Origin of the sequence: Paenibacillus paridis (assembly GCF_006345825.1) — a bacterium.
Taxonomy (GTDB): Bacteria; Bacillota; Bacilli; order Paenibacillales; family Paenibacillaceae; genus Pristimantibacillus; species Pristimantibacillus paridis.
In genome coordinates this window covers 2,147,753-2,168,753 of record NZ_VCIX01000092.1, presented here as the reverse complement: position 1 = coordinate 2,168,753, position 21,001 = coordinate 2,147,753, and the positions used below count along the sequence as shown (strand labels likewise).

Here is a 21,001-nt window from a genome sequence, read left to right as displayed (position 1 = left end):
CATATATTTCTTAATGTGAATGAAAACCAGGGAGTCGAATGGAGAGATTATGTTGAGATCGAAGTTTGTGATGTTGTTTAGCTTGATCATAGTTGTAGTGTTCCTATTGATTATTATGAGAGATTCATGGACACTACAGCCTTTTAAGACAGAAGAAGCTTACTCTAATATCTCTCGCATAACGACGGATACTGACGGATCATTATATACCATTACAGATTCCAAGAAGGTTATACATAAAGTCAATAAAGACGGAAAAATGGTTTATTCGTATTTCAGCAGCAAGAACACGCAAGCCGATACGGTCCAGCTATTTAATTCGATCGCAGCCGATCGTCAGGGCAATGCATACGCCATAATTACCGTTCTGGATTCTTACGGCTTGAAAGTATCGGGAGAGCAAATTGTACAAATATCTGCAGATGGCTCAAAGTCTCGCATTCTTTATAATATTGATTATGAAGAACAGGATCAATTGCTGCGTGTCGGTAAATTGCAATCATTATCTATCGAAGACAATGAGCTGTTTTTTTTCCGGAAAGAGGAAGGCTCAGCTTCCTTATTGAAGCTTTTGCTTGATGGGAACTCAACTGCGTCTGCAACGCCAGAAACGATATCAACGGTCGAACTGCCAAAGGACCGCTATTTAAATGAATTAACGGGAAACCAGGAATCACAATTTTATTTCACATCAAAGAGAGGGCTCCTGTTTGCTGTAACAAATGGCGAGATCGCTAAGCTGTACCCGCAATCGCTGGAGGGGCAGTTTAATTTCCCGGTCGGAATTGTGACAGCGGATGATGTTAATCTCTATTTCATTGATTATCATGACGGTGCAATTAAGAGAGTGAATACTGCTGCTGAAGGGAACCCGGTTGAAGACGTATTGACGCTTCATACGCTCGTTGAACGCTCACCTGAGATAGAATGGTCTGATTTCACCCACATTTCAATCGACAAAGAGCATATCATGGTTTCGACCTCCGATCAGGTAATCCAACTAGACCCAAATGGTGCCATTGTTGATGTACAAGACTCCTACCGTTATACCTATCTAGTAATTGGAAAAAGAATCGGTTATTGGCTGCTTCTATTAGTACTTACCGCGGTTTTCGCTTATACCGTACGCTTTATCTATGTGGATATTATGAAACGCAAGATGTTCTTATTATTAAAGCAATTAGCTGTTATTTTGCCCGTTGTCCTTATTTCGATGGGGGGCTTATCCTATTCGGTATATTCCTCCTTTGCCTTAGAAATGAAGGATGATACCTATAAGCAGTTGAAGCTGCTTGCAGGCAATGGCAAATATCTAGTAGATGGCGATTACTTGGAAAAATTAAACTCTCCACTAGACTACAAAAGTGAGGATTACATCACGATTAAGCAACGAGTAAATGAGGTGTTTTCTCGGGCAGGTGCTGATCGCGATGGCTTGTATAATACGATCTATCGCTATATTGACGGTGAACTTTATATTGTTATGGATGATGACGATAGTGTCACGATGTTTCAGCCTTTCGAGATCAATGACGAGAACCGCCTAGTGCTTGAGCAAGGCGAAATCATTTTAGGTGAATGGGAAGATTCTGGCGGAGAATGGATGTATGCGCTAGGGCCGCTCTACAATTCGAACGGCGATATTATCGGGATCTACGAAACAGGCAAAGATATGATTGGAATCAAGCAAAGCACGATGAGTATTTTATCAGACGTTATTCAAATATTTGTATTAATCGGTATCGTTCTATTAATTGTGATTACGATCATGACGGCATACCTGCTGTCCTCCATACGAACGCTCCGCTCTAACGTAAATCTTATTGCCAGCGGGGAATGGGATGTTAAGGTAGAGATTCGAACGCGCGATGAGGTTGAGGAGTTAGGTGAACGCTTTAACATGATGGCTAGCTCGATTAAGCAATATATTAATGAAATGACGAGACTTAGCAATTCTTATTTCCGATTCGTGCCCCAGCAATTTCTAAAAGTACTGGGAAAAACGAATATGACACAAATCAAGCTTGGTGAGCAGCAAAATCGCAGAATGACGATTATGGTATGCAACATGCGTCAGTTCAATGAATTTTCTGCAAAATTAACGACGGAGCAAAATTTTCAGTTCATAAATTCATTTCTCAAGCAATTTGGGCCAATCATACGTGAACATGCTGGTTTCACTAGTCGATACCTCGGTCCAGGGATGCTTACCATGTTCCCGAATGAGACCAGTGCGGCACTGAGAGCAGCGCTTCAACTTCGCTTAACGCTGGAATCCTACAATGCAGAGCGAATACGTAACCAGGAAGAACCAATCGATATTGGCATAGCCATTCATTCTGGCGATGTAATGTTAGGCATTATTGGTGAAGAACAGCGGATGGAGGGCAGCGTAGTATCTAATCATGTACAGTTAACGTTGGATTTGGAGAAAGCGTCTGCTAAATTGGGCGTAACGGTTCTTTTAACAGAGGAAACGATGCAGGCCATTAACCCGGATAAGCTAGGATCATATCGTAAGCTCGGTATTCTTCAAATAGATGAGGAGAATGGTCCTATTGAATTGTATGATTGGTATGAAGCTGACCCCGAGCATATCCGCAAGCTTAAGCATGAGACGAAGAAACAATTTGAAGCTGCTGTAGAAGCCTATCGGTTAGGAAGATTTTATGATGCGAGAGAAGGCTTTGTCGCTGTTGTGAAGAAAAATCGTTATGATCTTGCTGCCAAGCTTTACTTCTTTGAATGCGATCATCATTTTCAAAAAGGTGTCACGTCAGAATGGAATCATTCACTTCGCATTTCCTAGTGGTTAGTGAAGGAGGGGGGAGCTTATGCTTCAAGTTGGGAAGGAACTTGCAGGACATGGTTATCGTGAAATTAAGCCGGTAACGAGCGGTACTGAAGCAGGCAGGGTATCGGATTTCTTGCTTAGTGAGCATTGTTTCGATGATCAGCGTTTTACGCCTGGGGAGACCGAGCAGCTCAGGTGGCTACCGATTAGGAGCATGCAGGAGCAGCATGTGTTTTGCTGGTATGAAGAAGAAGCAGGACAGATTATTTCTGCTATTATTTTTGTAGAGAATGAGCATCGGAGCGGTGGTTATCGGCTTGAATACTTCGGCGTGCACCGTTCATATCGCCAGCGTAGGCTAGGCTGGAAGCTGATGGATGCATTGATTCAGTTCTGCGTAGCTAGAAGCGGCAGATACCTTGAGACGTTTACCTGTGATTTGCCTGAGTATGAAAGCGCACGGAAAATGTTTGATCGCAACGGCTTTAAGTTTATGTGTCATTTGCCTGATTACTATTATCCGGGTGAAGGCAAGTTGCTTTATATGAAGCTGCTGGATGGCTCTGCGGAAGGGAAATCTGATAGCTAAAATGTGAATACCTTCCGAATTCAAACCTTTTCTGGAAATCGTGTCGTTACTGCGGCGCGATTTTTTTGTTTATAATTACAAATGTAAGCGCTTAACAAATACAGAGCAGAAAGGAAGCTGAACATGTTTAGAAAATGGTTCATAGCCTTCATATGCCTTACGCTTGCGATGGGCTCAGGCTTCGTAATGAAGCCCAATAAGGCAAGTGCCGCTCCTGTTCCTTGGAATTTAATCAACGACGAATTGAATGACTATACCATCCATTGGGAGAACTTTGGAACCGGCGTTGGATCGGTTACGCAGCAGGACGGGTATGTGACGATTCTGGATCAAAGCGACAAAGCCCATTATCTGCTGAGAAAAAGCTTCACTGCGCCAACTGGTGCATTTACCTTTGAGGTTAAAGCAAAAGTAAATGCGGCGAATACGCTGAACGAGTTTTCGATTCGGAGCGGGAGCTATCTAATTAGTTTCTATTTAACGTATGGGACTGCCGGCAAGGCGCAAAGCAATGCGTCTAACCCAAGCCAAACGGTTACGCTGGACACAACGGTCTACCATACCTATCGGATTGTTGTCCACGAGAACTACTCCTACGACTTGTATGTCGATGGCATCCAAGCGTGGTCAGGCGCTCCAAAGCTGACGGGGACAGGATCTTCCGTTTTTAAAATAGGCGGAGACTCACTGTCGAGCGCTAATCTCGATCTTGACTATGTAAGGCTCGGAACGGGAGAAATGTTGCCTAGCGCGGCGATCGTCGAAACGATTCTGCCCTCCGTTGTCCATACCACTCCTGAGGTTTCGCCTATCCTGCCTTCAGTCGTCACGGCAGTGTATGACGATCTTACCGAGAAGCAGGTTCCCGTTGTCTGGGACAATGTTGACCCGTCCCATTATGCTCTGGAAGGAACTTTTAATGTAGTAGGCCATGTAGCTGGGACGGCACATCAAGCTATGGCAACCGTTGTGGTTACTGCTGCAATCGTTCCCATCGTAGCCATTGAGGCTGTAAATGTGACCACTCCTGTCAAAACGATGCCAACCTTACCGGCTGTTGTAACCGCCTTACATAGCGACAGTTCCTCGAGTTCTGTGCCAGTGGTATGGGATGCGATACCGCCGAACAGCTATATGCAAACGGGAAGTTTCTCTGTTAACGGCGTTGCGGAGGGCACGACAATTTCCGCTGTCGCACACGTTACCGTATATGCCGAACAAGCCGACGAATTCGATACGCTGAGGGAGAAACTGAAGGTTATGCTAACCGGAGGTACTTCTATCGATCAGAACGATCCGGATATTGCGCTGCAAATAACGGCATTGACTTCGAAAGCCCAAGCGCAGTGGAGCTCTATGGATAAATCAACGGGGAGAACTTATTTATGGAGCGATCTTGCCAGTACGACGATTTCTGCTCACATTACGGCCACTTATACCCGATTGAAGGAGCTCGCTATCGCATATTCGACGCCGGGATCAGGTTTGTATCATGATGATACGCTGCTGACGGATATGATAAGCGCCCTGGATTGGATGAATACGAACCGTTACAATATGGTCGTGACTCGATACGATAACTGGTGGGACTGGTGGATTGGCGCGCCAATTGCGCTAAATGAAACGGTTGTTATCCTCTATGATCAACTATCCCCCTTGCAGATTACGAACTATATGAATGCCGTTAACCGCTTCACGCCGAAGGTTGATATGACCGCTGCAAACCGGGTCTGGCAAAGCCAGGTTGTCGCCGTTCGCGGAATTATCGTGAAGGATGCAGCGAAAATCGCACACGCTCGGGATGGATTAAGCAATGTGTTGACCTATGTGACATCGAAGGATGGATTCTATAAAGATGGATCTTTCATTCAGCATGAAATTACCGCATACAACGGGGGTTACGGCGCAACGATGCTGCTCAGCTTGTCCGATTTGATGTACGTACTGGGTGGTTCGACTTGGGAAGTCACCGATCCGAATGTTAATCACGTGTATCAATGGATTTACGATTCCTTCGAGCCATTGATGTACAAAGGGCTGGTCATGGATATGACAAGAGGACGGGAAATTTCTCGCTCCTACGCAACCGATCATTTGGCTGGCCGCAGAGTGACGCAAGCTGTAATTAGAATATCGCAGATGGCACCGCCGGAGCATGCGGCAAACTTTAAAAGCATGGTCAAGCATTGGATTACGGCCAATACGTATGTGAACTTTTATTTGAATCTTCCGATCGACCAGATCGTACTGGGCAAAAGCATTGCAAACGATACTTCATTGATTGCTCGAGAGGCGCCGAATCAATTTTGGCAATTTGCGAACATGGATGAAGCGGTCGTTCGCCGTCCTGAATTTAGCTGGGGGCTCAAGATGTTCTCTAGCCGCACCTCTAACTTTGAGACCGGTAATGGCGAGAATCTCAAAGGCTGGCATACCGGAGACGGCATGACGTATTTGTATAACAGTGATCTTGGCCAGTTTAGCGATGATTTTTGGCCGACCGTTAACCCTTATCGATTGCCAGGAACGACAGTGGATACTCTGATCAGATCTAATGGCACCGGCGGCAATAAGGTCGGAAAATATGACTGGACCGGCGGAACGGAAATGTCCGGCACATTTGGTGTGTCGGGTATGGAATTGGATGGGCTATACAGTACGCTGACGGCGAAAAAGTCATGGTTTGTTTTCGACGATGAAATTGTTTCGTTAGGCTCGGGGATTACGAGTACGGACAATAGGGCCATAGAAACGATTGTCGAAAACCGCAAGATAAGCGGAGATAACGTATTTACCGTCAACGGAACGGCTAAGCCGTCCAGCGTAGGCTGGAAAGAAAAGATGAATGACGTAAGCTGGGGGCATCTGCAGGGGAATATTGCAGGCTCCGATATCGGCTACTACTTTCCAACAGCGGCTTCCGTGGAGGGTCTGCGCGAAGCGCGTACAGGCAAATATACGGATATTGACAATAGGAGCGGCACACCTAACACGCCGATCACTAGCAACTATCTAACCTTATGGTTCGACCATGGGTTCAGTCCTTCCAATACGACCTATCAGTATGTAACGCTGCCGAATTTCTCTGCTCAGCAGACGGGTGATTACGCTGAGAATCCAGATATTGTAGTTTTGGAAAACACGGAAGAGGTGCAGGCAGTTAAGGAGCGCAAACTGAGCATCGTAGGAGCGAATTTCTGGAAGGACATGGATTCGACGGTTATGGTGGACGGAGTCTCTTGGATTTCGAGTAACAAAAAAGCATCCGTGATGACGAGAGAAACTTCGAGTAATCTGGATGTATCCGTGGCCGATCCGACCCACGTCAATACCGGCACAATCGACATTGAGATCAATGCGGAAGCAACAGGAGTCCATTCGATTGACCCGGGAATTACGATTACTAGATTGAGCCCTACAATTAAGTTTACCGTAAATGCAGCTGGGGCAAGCGGGGCAACCTTCCATGCGAGCTTTAACGTCGTGCCACCATCTGAGAAGCCGAATGCTCCGACAATAAAGGAAGTTAGAGGCGGCAACCAATCCGCTACCTTGAGCTGGAGCGGCGTCGGTAGCGCGAAAGGCTATTATGTGAAATATGGAACGGCGAGCGGTGAATATTCGCATAGGATTCCGTTAGGTTTGGAAAGCAGCTTTACGGTAAATGGTTTGTCTGCGGGAACTCCTTATTATTTTGCCGTATCAGCTTATAACCAGTACGGGGAAGGGCCTAGCTCAGAGGAACTGATAGCTGAACCAATCGAGGCAAATTGGAATTTAATCGATGATCATTTGATCGATTTTACGGCGGGCTGGTATGGCCAAGGCACCGGGGCGGGGGCCGTGACACAAAAGGAAGGTTTTGTTACGATACTCGACCAAGGTGATCGGGCGTATTATTTGATCAGGAAAGACTTTGCAGCTCCGACGGGAGCATTCTCATTTGAAGTGCAGGCAAGAGCGGGCGCAGCCGAGACTATGAACGAGTTTTCCGTTAGGAGCGATCAATATCTCATCAGTTTCTACTTAACCTATGGGACAGAGGGGAAAGTGCAGAACAAGACGTCCAACCCAAGCAAATCCTTTGTTTTGGATACAACTGTTTTTCACACGTATACCGTTGTCACCCATTCCGATTACACATATGACCTCTATGTAGATGGCAAACGTGTATGGAAGGATGCTCACAATTTGGGGGCGGGAACGCCGCTTATAAAAATAGGAGGGGATTCCGCATCGTTCGCTCATATTGATCTTGATCACGTGAAAATGGGGAACGGTGAAATTGCGCCGCCTGAGCCGGCTATTGCCACGCTAGTACCAGTAGACGTTGATACTATGGCAGGTGTGGCTCCCATTTTGCCAGCTACCATAAGCGTAGTTTACGATGATGGTACAACGGAAACGGCAGCTGTTATTTGGAATAGCATCGACACATCGCTCTACCTGCAGAGTGGCTCCTTTGATATCACGGGGGCTGTCCTGGGCACCCACTTACGCGCAACAGCCCATGTTACTGTAGCGGCTAACCCTAAAACAATAACAAGCATAGAGAAGGTTCATGTGTCGACTGCTGTGGGAGTGGCACCGTTATTGCCGGCTGGAGTACTCGTGACTTACAGCGATTCGTCCACGTCCACCCTTCTGGTTATATGGGAGGTTATTCAGGAGTCGAAGTATTCACATCCTGGCACCTTCGACGTCAATGGTGAAGTCGCTGGCACAACGATTTCAGCTGTTGCCGCCGTTTCGGTGCAATCAAGCTCGAACGGTGGCTCCGGAGGCGGAGAAACGCCGTCTGGGCCTAAAGATAAGCCAGCGGATAATGTAAACGATAAACTCAAGGCAACGACGACTCCAATTCAGCTCTCTGAACTGCCAGAGAAAATGTTAAAGGCCGTTGGCGATAGCAGCGTTTATCGACTTGGAGCAAAGCTAGATGGCAAGGTGATTGATCAAATAGGTGACCATAAGCTTTCCGTCGCTATCGCGTATTCGCTGAAGCCGGGAGAAGCCGCACATAAGCTGGTTATAAGTTACGTCAACGCTGAAGGCGAGCTTGAGGTACAAGTTAACGGAGCCTATGATGCTGCTACAGGACAAATGGAATTTAAGGCTTCGCAGTTAGGCGTTTATGTTATTCACTATAATAATGTAATTTTTAGTGATATCGAAGCTATGACTTGGGCGAACCAGAGTATTGAAGCATTAGCTGCACGCGGTATTATCAAAGGAGCGGGAGAGAATAAGTTTATGCCGAACCGTTCCGTATCCAGAGCTGAATTCGTAACGCTGCTAATGCGTGCTTTTGGATTGGATAAGGAAATAGGAGAAGGCGAGTTTACGGATGTTTCTCCCGATGATTGGTACTATCGTTCCATTTCAGCGGCACAAAGTCTGGGTATTGTGAATGGAAGGCTAGATGGCAGTTTCGGAGGGGATGTGGAAATCACCCGTCAGGATATGGCAGTTATAACCTATCGAATGCTTCAGGCGCTGAAGCTAAAGCTACATGTTACCGAGAATCCGAATGAATTTACCGATTACGCAGCTATTGCAGGCTATGCCAATGAGGCTGTGAGTACGATGCAGAGCGCAGCGATTATCGAGGGGAGCGGGAATAAATTTTATCCTAACGAGCTTGCGACAAGAGCGCAAGCGGCGGTTATGCTGTATCGATTATTGAACCAACTGAAGTAAAGCCGTTGAAAACCGTCTATGCGATCGATGCATAGACGGTTTTTTTTGCGTCTAGTATGGGCGTTGTTTGTTTGCTTGATTCAAACCATTTGAGCCTAAATCAGGTCCTGTCCGTTCTCGTTTTCTGTATAGATGGAAATCAGAACGATCGCCGTTTTTTCGCCTATATTTTTTACTAAATGGGGGGTACATGCATTCCAGCTGAATGAATCGCCTTCTTCAAACTCAGCCGCATCTTCACCCTGTTCTGCGTATACGTTCCCTTCAATGACGACATGAACCTCTTCGCCTTCATGCGCGTGAGGTTCGGCTCCTGTTGAAGCGCCGGGAGGAAGCTCTACGAGCATCATTCTAACGTTCTTCGTGGAGCTCAGGTGTTCCACTTTTAGATTCTCTGGACCGCTAGTTGTGACTTTTCGTTCATCCTTCCGAACAAAACTCATCCGTTCTTCCTTTTTTAGAAGCAAGTAGGCTAGAGGTACATTCAAGGCATTCGCGATGTTTTCTAAAGTCGCTATAGAAGGAGATGTTTTATTCGTTTCAACTTGACTCATGAAGCCCTGGGACAGACCAGTAGTGTCGCAAATTTGAGCAATGGTAATATTTTTGCGCTTCCGAATCGCTCGTATCGTGGATCCGATATCCATCTGAAACACCTCTTAAATATTAGTAATATGAATTATAATTACATATTAACAATTTTCGTATTGACAAGTCAATGTGACCTGCGTTAAATTACTCATATAAAATTTATTTCTTTATAACTAATATTTCGTAGGAGGAGAGAATAAGAATGACAAAGAATAGCGTTGTTTTGATTTTGATGCGAGTGGTGCTTGGCATTATATTTATTTTTCACGGTGCAGATAAGTTTCAGATGGGACTTAGTCAAGTGGAATCATGGTTCAGCTCGATTGGCATTCCGGGATTTTTGGCTTATGTCGTTGCGATACTTGAATTGATCGGCGGCATAATGCTTGTTTTCGGATTATTCACTCGTTATGTATCGGGATTATTTGTCATTATGCTTATCGGCGCAATTTTCACGACAAAGTTGTCGGCAGGACTTCTTGGTGACGGTCAAATGGCCGGCTACGAGCTTGATCTCGGACTTGTTTTGATTTCATTGTATCTAGTCGTTTCCGATCAGACGCCACTGTCGGTTGACCGTTTTATTATGAACAAACGCGCCGTATAACTTGCTAAACTAGGAGGGTTTTATTTGAATCCCATGTATCCATATGACATTCACATGCCAGCTAACCCTGTGCCGGGCAAAACGTACCCAACCATTTTCACCTTGCATGGCAAAGGCTCGAATGAGAAAAATATGTTTGGTCTCGTCGCCCCGTTATCGGAAGAATTTATCATCGTTGGCATACGCGGCAATTTGCCGCTCGGCGCTGGTTATCAGTATTACGATTTAAAAAGCTTAGGTAATCCGATTCGGGAGATGTTTGATGAAGCAGTTACTGAGCTCGAAGCATTTATTCATTATGCCACGGATAAATATCCGATTGATCCAGGCAAAAGATATGTACTTGGCTTTAGCCAAGGTGCTATTTTATCCATGACGCTCTCGCTAGTGATGGGTGATGGGTTAAAGGGAATCGTAGCGCTTAACGGTTACATTCCTAACTTCGTGAAGTCGGAGTATGCTATTCGAAACGTTAACGATGTGTCGGCATTTATTTCTCATGGACAATTTGATTCGGTTTTTCCAGTACGGATCGGCCATGAAACGGCTGCATATTTGCATGAAAAAATGAATCAGCTGACATTCAAAATATATCCGACCGATCATGGCGTATCAGAAGAGAACCAAGTAGATTTCATGAATTGGCTTAAGACAGACGCAGAAGTAAATACAAATAAGGAGTGAAAACAAATGATGCCTTCCTATTTTTTCGCACACGGCGCTCCGTCGATCGTGCTTGAGAATAACGAATATACGCAATTGCTAAAAACCTTTAAGGAACATTCACCTAAGCCAAAAGCGATCGTACTCTTTTCCGCTCATTGGGAAGAAGAGGTCCAGACAGTCAGTGCTGCCGAAGAGTATGAAACGATCTATGATTTTGGCGGATTTCAAGATGAGCTTTACCAAATGACCTATCCGGCCAAAAGCGATCGTTCGCTTGCGGAGAAGATTCACTCTTTGTTTGCAAAGCATGGGGTTCAAAGCGTGCAGAATGAAAGAAGAGGCTTGGATCACGGTGCATGGGCCGTTCTGAAGCTGCTTTACCCGGAGGCGGACATTCCAGTCATTGCACTATCCGTAAATCGTTATTTACCTAATGAGCAGCAATACAAAATCGGCAAAGCATTGGCAGAACTTCGCGAGCAGGATGTCCTTATCATTGGAAGCGGAGGCACCGTCCATAATTTAAGACGATTGAACTGGCAGTCCGAAGGTATCGAGCCATGGGCCGAACAGTTCGACAATTGGCTGCAAAGTAAGCTAGAATCATGGGATACAGAAGCATTGTTTCACTATCGCGAGCAGGCTCCTCATGCCATGGACGCTGTGCCAACGAGTGAACACTTTATTCCGCTTCTTCTCGCCATGGGCACGGGTGATGCCCAGCGTAAAGCGAAGCTTCTTCATCGCAGCTATCAATACGGCAACCTAAGCTTAAGCTGCTGGCAATTTAATTAAGCTAGGAAATGAGGGCGGATTACATGACATCCGCAGTGAAGGCGGCAATGGAGAGATCGCTGATTTTCTGTATTGCCGCGGTTTATATTGCATTGCAACTGACTCAGTTTGAGATGCTGAGCTTTATTCTGGGGGGCTTGGTGTTTGCTGCCATTCTCGTTCTGCTGCCGAACCTTAAGGGGATGACGCTATGGCTTACGATTTTTTTCTTAGTAACCGGAGTCGTCCTTCTGATGCTTCAGAAAGTGAGTACAAAAATATGGTTTGAGTCGGCCGGGATAAACGTGACCATCGTTACCTTGTTCCTATTCGCGCCTTTGTTCGGGATCCCGGTTCGCCTTCCAGCATACGTTATGGCTTTGAAACGGTTCTATGAGGTTAACCTGCGAAGCAAGTCCGCTTTATTTGTGGGAACGCAGCTTCTCACCCAAATCATGGGAGTATTTATTAACGTCGGTTCGATTCCAGTCGTTTATCAAATGGTTTATGTAAGGCCGCAACCAGGCATGAATCAACTGCTCGCCAACGCATTGAACCGCGGCTTTGCGGGAGCGATTCTGTGGTCTCCGTATTTTGCTGCGATGACGCTTGTGACCTCTGCGCTTGGTCTGTCCTGGTCTTCGGTTTTGCCATATATGCTTGGAATGGCTGTTCTAAGCCTTGCCGTAAGCTGGCTGGTCGATTTTCGGGAATTGCTTCAGGCCGAGCCAGAGGAGCCAAGCCAAATAATAGAAAAAAGGGAACGAGCGCTTTTCCCTCTTGGGCTTGGGGTATATTTAATTGCTGCTATTATTGTTATCTTAACCATGGAACGTATGATCAAGCTCCCTATGGTCTTATTAATTTGTTTAGCAGCACTAGCATTCCCATTGCTCTGGTGCCTTATCAAGGGAGAAATGACCGTATACAGAGAAGGAATTAAGAACCATGTAACGGTCACATTGCCTGCTTTGCAGAAAGAAATTACGTTATTTCTGGCTGCGGGTTTTTTCAGCGGGTCAATCGGCGTCACGAATCTAGGAGCAATGGTTCCAAGCTTGCTGGAGCAGGTGCCGCTGCCGGTTTTCATCACATTTTCGTTTCTGACAGTAGCTTTTATTGTGGGAACTTCTTTAATAGGCCTTCATCCGATTGTGCCCGTGACCATATTTGCGGGAAGCTTTGATCCCTCGAGCGTTCAGATTAGCCCCATTTATTTCGCTGTGCTGCTGCTCGGAAGCTGGGCTTTATCCAATCCCATTTCTCCGGCCTCGGCAGTAAATAACTTGCTGGCTGGTTTACTCAAGAAGTCCGTGTTTGAGGTTGCTAAGCCTAATTATAAATTTGCAGCAATTATGGCGCTGGGATTACTTCTTTATTTATTAGTTGTGGTAAGGTAGGATCGAGGTTGTCTATATTTTTTCACTGTTTGAAGTAAAAGCCACCCTTGCAGGTGGCTTTCTTTTGCTCTTTTTATGAGCTATGCTGGTTAAATCAAAGGACATGATTTTGAAGCTTTACAACAAGTTGCTCGTCTGTTTAGACGGCGTCTATCATAAACCGCATCTAAAGGAGCACCATATAGCATGAAGTCTCATACCACTAACCGTATTAAAATGCCGCCAGGATTTTGGGAAGGCGTACGTCAACTCGGAATTGCGGCCCAAGACCTTGCTCTTCAAGCACGATTGCCGCTCACTATAATTACAGAACCAACCGTTACCACAGCCCAATACTTTGCCATCTGGCAGGCGTATTCCGATCTTATTGGAGAGACGGCCACAGCGATCATCAGACTTGCGACCGTCTTTGACACAGCTTTGTACCCGCCATCCGTCTTAGCAACCTATCACGCTCGTAACTATCGCGACGCTCTTAGCCGAATGGCTAGATATAAAAAACTTTGTCCTCCGGAAAGCTTGCGGATCGCCGAGGAGGGCGAAATTTGTACAATCGAACTGGAATGGCTCAATGCCGAGGTATCAGGTCCCCCCATGCTGATTGGTATCACGCTGGCATGTTTGCTGGAGCTTGGGCGCCGGGGTACAGGTCAACCGTTGATGGCACGGTTCGTCGAATTTACGAACTCAATGGGTGATGTACAGATCTTGGAAGCATACTTCGGCTGCCCTGTTCGGATTGGTGCCCATTGTAACCGGTTGACGATTGACCGAAGAGATCTGGACCGACCCTTCATCTCGTATAACGAGGAATTGCTGGAGATCCTTACTCCCGCATTGGATCGATCGTTGGATGACCTGCAAAGCAGCCTTTCCATTACTGAGAAGGTAAAATGGATCATGAAACGAAGCCTCGCAACGGGGCGTCCCGATATCCAGGCAGTAGCAAGGGAATTGGGCATGAGCGATCGTACCTTGCAGCGTCGGCTTACGGATGAGAAGACGAATTTCAAGCAGCTATTGTCAGAGGCTCGTCATGAGCAGGCGCGAGAGTACTTGGCAGACCTTACGCTTGATATTAAAGAAGTGGCTTTTCTGATTGGGTATGAAGACCAAAACTCGTTTTACCGCGCTTTCCGCCTATGGGAAGGCAATACTCCAACCCATTGGCGTAATCAATATGCAGGCACAAACCATTAACTTTTATCATTTGGCGTGTTGTACTAGAATTTTGGCGCAGACGGCTAGTTACCGAACATCCCAGACAAGGTAATATAATCACTATCCGGAGAGCAAATACGATAGCAGATGAATAGGAGAAATGTATTGTGGATATGGGATTATATAATAAAACAGCCTTAGTTACTGGATCAACAAAAGGGATAGGTAAAGCAATTGCCTTTGAGCTTGCCAGAGAAGGCGCCAATGTTCTGATTAATGGAAGAAATAAGGAAGAGGTCGAACAAACGGTTAACGAAATAAAGTTGAATTTTCCAGATACCTCGCCTAAACATGCAACAGCCGATATTGTGGATAGGAATCAAAGGGAAGCATTGTTCGAAAAGTACCCTGATCTTGATATTTTAGTTAACAATACGGGGATTTATGAAATCATGAAATATGAGGACGTTGACGATGAAATATGGGAAAAATACTTCCGGACTAATGTGCTGGCTGCGAATGGACTATCTAAATTTTATTTGCCCAAAATGTTGAAAGCCGGCTATGGCCGCATCATCTTTATCGCGAGCGAGGAAGCAATCATGCCTTCCGGACAAATGCCACAGTATGGCATGACAAAATCAATGTTGTTATCGTTGTCAAAAAGCTTATCTAAATTAACTTCAGGAACGGAAGTTACCGTTAATACGATCTTGCCAGGACCTACACTCTCTGAAAATGTACATCAAATCATTGAGGGGATTTATTCTAATGAAGATATGGCATTCTCTGAAAAAGAGAAGCATTTTATGAGGACAAACCTGCCTCAATCTGAACTGCAACGATTTATTAAACCTTATGAGATAGGTAGGCTCGCTGCATTTGTTTGTAGTCCTTACGCGTCCGCCTTTAAAGGATCTCCAATCCGTATGGATGGGGGAATGGTGCCGACTATTTTTTAAACATCTCCATATTAATTACGTATCGATGAACCTTGAAATTTATTTCAAGGTTTTTATATTTGCTCGTACTTAAATAATGATATTAAGATAGAATTACTATTGAATTCGATATTTGATTGACAGTGAGAATGGTTATCGAATACTATAATTTTTGATAGGCTGTTTACAAATGAACCTGTCCGCACCTAACTGGATGATAACTGCAATACAGTAAATCGCGCGAACGCTGCGATAATGATATGAGAGTGGAACCTATGAATTTGGATGAACATATTAAGTCATGGAATTATGCTTCCATTAAAGTGTTGGACATTCGCCATGCCCACATGATAGAAGGTGACGAATTACGTGGTTACCATCTCCCTGCGAGCAGTTTCTTGTTTTCTGTTCGTGGCAGTGCTCGTATTTTGCTAAATGGGACAGAGTATATGTCGGATGGCTTTCATGTACTTCATGGAGGAAAAGGACTATCTCTGGACATCTTGCTGACCAGCGGAGATTTTGAGTACTATCTCGTTTTCTATAGAGCGATTCTGCCAATGCCTTGCCGTCAGGAAATCATAAGCATGATAGAGAGGAACCGTCCGTTTCATATTCAATATGGTTTTGTTCCACAGCATGCGATTTCATTATTACATAAGGTTAGAGACATGGAAGAAGGATGGCGGCTGCAGGAACCATTGGGGCATTTCCATGTAAAAGCTTCCTTTTATCAATTCGTATATCAGTTGCTCTGTCAGTTGGAAGCTCAAAGCATCAAGACGCAAAAACCGGAGCTTGTCGCACAGGCCGTGCGGTATATGCATGAATATTATTCGATGCCGATAACACTTGAATCGCTGGCGGAGGGATTGAACTACAGCTCGTCGCACTTATCCATTCAATTTAAAGATAAAATAGGACTTAGTCCGATCGGGTATCTCATTCAAGTTCGAATTTCCGTGGCAGCAGATCTTTTGCTCACCACGGACGCAGCATTACATGAGATCGCAGCGAGCATAGGATATGAGGACGTGAATTATTTCAGTCGTATTTTCAAAAAGGAAAAGGGGATTTCACCTGGAAAGTTCAGATCCAGAGCAAATGCGGAGAAAGCGGTAAAAGATAATGCTTTTATTACTAAAAGATTGTCCATTGTCCCTCAAAGAAATAGACGATATATTGATAATGATAATCGTTATCTATATTCGAGAGAAGGGGATTCATCTATGTTTAGGAATAGAAAGTCATCAACGCTTGCCATTTTGCTTATGTGCTTCACTTTACTGATGGGCGCGTGCTCCAGCAGTGCGACAAGCTCAAATGCGAACACAAATGGGGGCACATCTACAGCAACCGAACGGCCATCCCAATCGCAAACGAACGGTGATGCCAGCAAGAATGGCAATAACAAAACAGATTCAAATTCAACTGCAGGAAATGAGCTACGTACCAAGATAGTCAATACGGTGCTCGGTGATGTGGAAATTCCAGCGGAGCCTAAGCATATCGTTAGTATCGGACTTGAAGATATGCTCTTGTCTCTAGAGGCACCTTTGGTGCAAGCCGGAGGTAATGAAGGCGACTATTTGTACGAGAAGCTCAAAGAGAAGAACATTCCTGTCATTACTTCTTCAGCCACACCGAATTTTGAAGCCATATTGGCTGCACAACCCGATCTGATCATCATTATAAATGGATATGTGGATGAAGCGGGATATAAGAAGCTATCTGAAATTGCCCCTACGCTTGCCTACGACCGTGATAGCTGGAAAGCTTCTATCGTTGAAATCGGCAAAGCGCTTAATCGTGAGGAGAAGGCAAACGCGATCATTCAAGCGTATGATGATAAATTAAAGCAAGCCCGGGAGAAGATTATTCAAACGGTTGGATCGGATAAGACAGTTGCTTTGATTCGCACTTCTGAAAAGGAAGCAGATCTGTTCTTTCCAAGTTTCCCTTACGGCGGGGTATTATATAATGATTTGGGATTAACCCCTTCGGCAAGCGTTGCTGAGTTTCAGAAGAAAACAGAAGAAGATTGGGGTTTCACGTTATCCTTAGAAATGCTGCCAGAGTTGAATTCGGATTATTTGTTTGTTACTGCGGGATATTCCGGAGCTTTGGAAAGCGATATTCAAAAAGAACTGGAAAATGTAAAAGAGTTGGAAAAGCTGCAGGTTTGGAAAGCAATGTCCGCAGCGAAGCAAAATCATGTTTATAAAATATCAGCAAGGCATTGGATGCTTAACGGGCCTATCGCCGAGAGCATGAAAATCGATGATGTTGTGCAAGCACTGACTGGAAGTAAGTAAAGCGAGCGAATCGCTCGATAGAAACTTACAGAAGTTAGACGAAGATACCGCGAATGTCAATGAAATATAGCTAGAAAATCGATATGAAACCTCAAACACCTCACAGTTGTAGCTGCGATTATAATCATATAATCGTACAACCTGGAGGTGTTTTTGGCTATGGTATCCAAATGAATGACCAATAGGGGGGAAGCATAGTGCGGCTACGGTTCGGTCAAGGTTTACAGATCGACTCTCCAGCTGCCCATCATCTTGGCGACTTCCGGATCGCGGTACGATAAGAATAGACTTTCCCGCGTATCGAGAGCGGAAATTTGTTCGATTTCGTCCGCGCTCAACTCGAAATCGAAAATGTTGAAGTTTTCGACGATCCGCTCCTTACGCACCGATTTTGGAATCGCAACGATTCCACGTTGAACCAGCCATCGCAGCACGACCTGGGCTACGGACTTGTTATGTTTCTCTGCGATCAAGGCCAGCACATCGTTCGTAAACAAGTTGTTAAGTCCTTCCGCAAACGGGGCCCATGACTGGTGCTGTACTCCTTGCTCTTTCATAAATGCAGCGCTCTCGATTTGGTGGTAGAAAGGGTGAGTTTCGACCTGATTGATCGCAGGCACAATTTCGTTATGTACGATGAGGTCCATCAGCCGGTCGGGCAAGAAGTTACTGACACCGATCGCCTTGATCTTGCCTTCGCGGTAAAGGTCTTCCATCGCACGCCAAGCGCCGTAGTAATCGCCAAACGGTTGGTGAATAAGATATAGATCGAGATAGTCGAGCTGTAGCTTCTTCAAGGATTTGGCAAATGCCAGCTTAGCACTCTCGTAACCGGCATCCTGAACCCAAAGCTTAGTCGTGATGAATAGCTCCTTGCGAGGTACACCGCTGCGCTTGATCGCACGTCCCACCGCTTTCTCGTTCAGATAACCGGCGGCTGTGTCGATCAGGCGGTAACCGGCCATCAGCGCTTCATATACCGCACTCTCACATTCTTCAGCATCCGGTACTTGGTAGACACCAAAGCCGATGATCGGCATTTTTACACCATTGTTTAATATTACGGTTTGCATTGTAATTCCTCCTGTTGTTCAAATGTCTAATAGCAAACGGCGCGATCCCCTGACTTGGGTAATGCAGAGGGAGATTCCTCTTACAGCTCATTTGCATTACAATAAGTTTAGGACCTTCGTGTTACACGAAGTCAAGGTGATTTCAAAAATTTATTTTCCATGGAGGATTCACATGCATACGGTCAAAGAAGCCGCGACAATAACAGGACTAACCGAGCACGCTATACGTTTTTACACGGATAAAGGCCTGGTGCCAAGCGTGCAGCGCAATCAAAATAATATTCGGATGTTCGACGAAGAATCGATCAACTGGCTACATGGCATCCGATGCCTCAAGCAATCCGGAATGCCGATTGGTGTCATAAAAGAGTACGTCGATCTCTGTCTCCAAGGAGATTCGACTATTCCACAACGCTCCGCACTCATGATGGAGCATAAAGAAGCGGCGCTTGCTAAGCTTGAAGAAGCCAAACTGCATGTTGCCCATTTGGAAGAAAAAACCGCTCTATATCAAGCCATTCTGGAGCACCGCTCACCAGACACCACCAATCCTGGCAACTGGGACAAAATGCAGCATATGCATAGTGACGTATTTTACTCGCCTGCTGTTCAGAAGGTGTAAGAGAAGCAATAAACTAACAGCTTTAGGTAAATTAAAATCAAAATTCGGGAACTTTTACGGCGCTGATTGGTCTTATTAGTAGAGGTGAATGGATGTGGAGAAGCAATATATACAGGATTTGGCCGCAGGTTACGACCGTAGTCTTGTGCTGGAAGATCTTATGACCACATATGGCGAGGATGTCTGGAATTTCGCCTTCTTCCTGACCCGCCGGGCGGATGCAGCAGACGATATATCCCAAGACGTGTTTTTAATTGTATTTAACCGGTTGTATACCTTTCGCGGAGAATGCTCGATTAAAAGTTGGATTTTGAGTATTACACGCAATAAAGCTCTCAACTATTTGAAAAGCGCCTTTATTCGTAAAGTTACCTTGATGGATACCATGCTGCATTCTAGTGGCCAGTCTCCATCGGCCGAACAGGTCGTTTTAGACCATCTGTCATCTATAGCTGTTTGGGATCATGTGATGAAGCTGCCATTGAAGTTCCGAGAAGTGATCATTCTAGACTATCATTTCGAGCTGCCAGTTAGTGAGATTGCTGCAGCGCTTCAAATTTCGGAAGGAACGGTGAAGTCTCGTTTACACCGGGCGAAGAAAAAAATGACGGTGCTGTTGGATAGAGAACGGGAGGGGGTGTGATCGTCATGGCGAATATGGAAAAACCACAATGGGCTGAGCTCTTGAAAGATCCGCCATTTGATCAATTGCATTTTACAGAAGCTTTAAAGTCGCAGATCCGGCAAAAAACGAAAAGAAAAAGCAAGAGCAGGCTGGGGATTTCTGTTATCTTCCTTGCTGCGGCAGCCTTAAGCTCGATTTTCTTGTATCTCAATATCATAGATGAAAAAACAATGAATCCCGGACCTACTCATGAGCGAACTGCCTATTATAATAACGGGGAGCTATTATTACAAGTTTTTCCCGAACCAGACCTGCAGGCTGGAATCCCCTCAGGGTATATCTTTCAGTTCTCGGAGCCGTTTGCCAAATACCAAGGAAAAGAGCTCTTGATCCATGCCACCCATATCCATACGGGTCAGCAAGTTATAGCTGTTCCAAGCGTACAAATAACCGAACCGAGCAGCGGATACACGGACTTAGAGCGTTTTACCGCAAGATTCGCCCTTCCGCTTGGAGGTTTGTGGAAACTGGAGGTAGAGCTTGGCGGTGAGTCTTATGGGGATGTGATTTTATCGGTAGGAGAACCTGCTTGGGAGCTTAGTTCTCTGTTTAAGTCAGAAAACTATTGGTTAAGGGGAAAGGAGAGGAACGTAGGATTCATTGACCCTGGATTCATAGCGGGCAAGTCCAATAAGTATATGTGGCATTTATGGGAAGCCGAACAGGAGTTGAATGGAAAGTTTAATGTAATGGCTGTTAAGCAGGGGGATGATCATATGATCGAAGTGTTCTCAGGACCGAGCTTAGGAGGGACGTTGAATGGTGCGGACCGTAGCATTCCTAGTTCGATGTCTTTGCCGGAAACCGGAATATGGCGGCTGCTTCCTTTCGTTGGAGGCAAGCTTATTGACAGTATCGTCATTGAGGTGAAATAGTCGGAATAAGGGAATAGCAAGACTAAAAAAAGAGTTGTTCTTAAGCTCCCGTTGGAAGGAGGCTTTTGGAACAACTCTTTTTTATATGATGAAGCAACTAATTATCTTTTTTTGATTAGTTTTGACAATCTTTCATTATTCATCATTTGGTAATGACTATCGTTCAATTGTGCATAAATGTTCATTGATCGTTGTGCATTAAATGAAA

At 45.2% G+C, this 21,001-nt stretch carries 15 protein-coding genes; 13 read left to right on the top strand and 2 right to left on the bottom strand.

Translation table 11 applies throughout. The annotated features are described in order from the left end of the window. Positions 1-49: 49 nt before the first annotated feature. The 3 genes from FJQ58_RS31485 (at position 50) to FJQ58_RS31475 (ending at position 9,083) form a co-directional block, all read left to right on the top strand. Positions 50-2,809 carry an adenylate/guanylate cyclase domain-containing protein gene (locus tag FJQ58_RS31485; RefSeq protein WP_162341895.1) on the top strand — a complete coding sequence of 920 codons (2,760 nt, stop codon included), beginning with the start codon at positions 50-52 and terminating at the stop codon, positions 2,807-2,809. Between the two features lie 25 nt (positions 2,810-2,834). After that, positions 2,835-3,383: a GNAT family N-acetyltransferase gene (locus FJQ58_RS31480; protein WP_139999730.1), complete on the top strand. Its 549-nt coding sequence runs from the start codon at positions 2,835-2,837 to the stop codon at positions 3,381-3,383. 123 nt (positions 3,384-3,506) lie between these two features. Then, entirely contained in the window at positions 3,507-9,083 is a 5,577-nt protein-coding gene (locus FJQ58_RS31475) for a polysaccharide lyase family 8 super-sandwich domain-containing protein (protein WP_139999728.1), read from the top strand. Positions 9,084-9,178: 95 nt separating this feature from the next. On the opposite strand, the gene FJQ58_RS31470 is transcribed toward FJQ58_RS31475, so the two are convergent. After that, positions 9,179-9,730: a helix-turn-helix domain-containing protein gene (locus FJQ58_RS31470; RefSeq protein WP_139999726.1), complete on the bottom strand. Its 552-nt coding sequence runs from the start codon at positions 9,728-9,730 to the stop codon at positions 9,179-9,181. Between the two features lie 146 nt (positions 9,731-9,876). Here FJQ58_RS31470 and FJQ58_RS31465 point away from each other — a divergent pair, with 146 nt between their 5' ends. The 7 genes from FJQ58_RS31465 (at position 9,877) to FJQ58_RS31435 (ending at position 17,538) form a co-directional block, all read left to right on the top strand. After that, complete coding sequence (locus FJQ58_RS31465) at positions 9,877-10,281, top strand: DoxX family protein (protein ID WP_139999724.1); 405 nt, start codon at positions 9,877-9,879, stop codon at positions 10,279-10,281. 33 nt (positions 10,282-10,314) lie between these two features. Next, a complete protein-coding gene (locus FJQ58_RS31460) occupies positions 10,315-10,965 on the top strand; it encodes an alpha/beta hydrolase (RefSeq protein WP_338016197.1) in 651 nt (216 codons plus the stop codon). A 6-nt stretch (positions 10,966-10,971) separates the two neighbouring features. Further along, positions 10,972-11,742, top strand: a complete 771-nt coding sequence (locus FJQ58_RS31455; protein ID WP_139999720.1) for a DODA-type extradiol aromatic ring-opening family dioxygenase — start codon at positions 10,972-10,974, stop codon at positions 11,740-11,742. A gap of 23 nt (positions 11,743-11,765) precedes the next feature. Further along, positions 11,766-13,121, top strand: a complete 1,356-nt coding sequence (locus FJQ58_RS31450; RefSeq protein WP_139999718.1) for a hypothetical protein — start codon at positions 11,766-11,768, stop codon at positions 13,119-13,121. Between the two features lie 186 nt (positions 13,122-13,307). Beyond that, a complete protein-coding gene (locus tag FJQ58_RS31445; RefSeq protein ID WP_139999716.1) occupies positions 13,308-14,321 on the top strand; it encodes an AraC family transcriptional regulator in 1,014 nt (337 codons plus the stop codon). A gap of 128 nt (positions 14,322-14,449) precedes the next feature. Further along, positions 14,450-15,244, top strand: coding sequence for an SDR family NAD(P)-dependent oxidoreductase (locus FJQ58_RS31440; RefSeq protein ID WP_139999714.1), 795 nt, complete (start codon positions 14,450-14,452; stop codon positions 15,242-15,244). 254 nt (positions 15,245-15,498) lie between these two features. Beyond that, positions 15,499-17,538 carry an AraC family transcriptional regulator gene (locus FJQ58_RS31435; RefSeq protein WP_162341893.1) on the top strand — a complete coding sequence of 680 codons (2,040 nt, stop codon included), beginning with the start codon at positions 15,499-15,501 and terminating at the stop codon, positions 17,536-17,538. Between the two features lie 221 nt (positions 17,539-17,759). Here the strand turns inward: FJQ58_RS31435 and FJQ58_RS31430 are convergent, their stop codons facing one another. Continuing rightward, positions 17,760-18,611, bottom strand: coding sequence for an aldo/keto reductase (locus FJQ58_RS31430; protein ID WP_139999710.1), 852 nt, complete (start codon positions 18,609-18,611; stop codon positions 17,760-17,762). 172 nt (positions 18,612-18,783) lie between these two features. Here FJQ58_RS31430 and FJQ58_RS31425 point away from each other — a divergent pair, with 172 nt between their 5' ends. From FJQ58_RS31425 to FJQ58_RS31415, 3 genes are all read left to right on the top strand, one after another. Further along, positions 18,784-19,233: a MerR family transcriptional regulator gene (locus tag FJQ58_RS31425; protein ID WP_139999708.1), complete on the top strand. Its 450-nt coding sequence runs from the start codon at positions 18,784-18,786 to the stop codon at positions 19,231-19,233. 94 nt (positions 19,234-19,327) lie between these two features. After that, positions 19,328-19,876, top strand: coding sequence for an RNA polymerase sigma factor (locus FJQ58_RS31420; protein ID WP_238404413.1), 549 nt, complete (start codon positions 19,328-19,330; stop codon positions 19,874-19,876). Positions 19,877-19,881: 5 nt separating this feature from the next. Then, positions 19,882-20,793: a DUF4871 domain-containing protein gene (locus FJQ58_RS31415; protein WP_139999706.1), complete on the top strand. Its 912-nt coding sequence runs from the start codon at positions 19,882-19,884 to the stop codon at positions 20,791-20,793. Positions 20,794-21,001 lie beyond the last annotated feature (208 nt).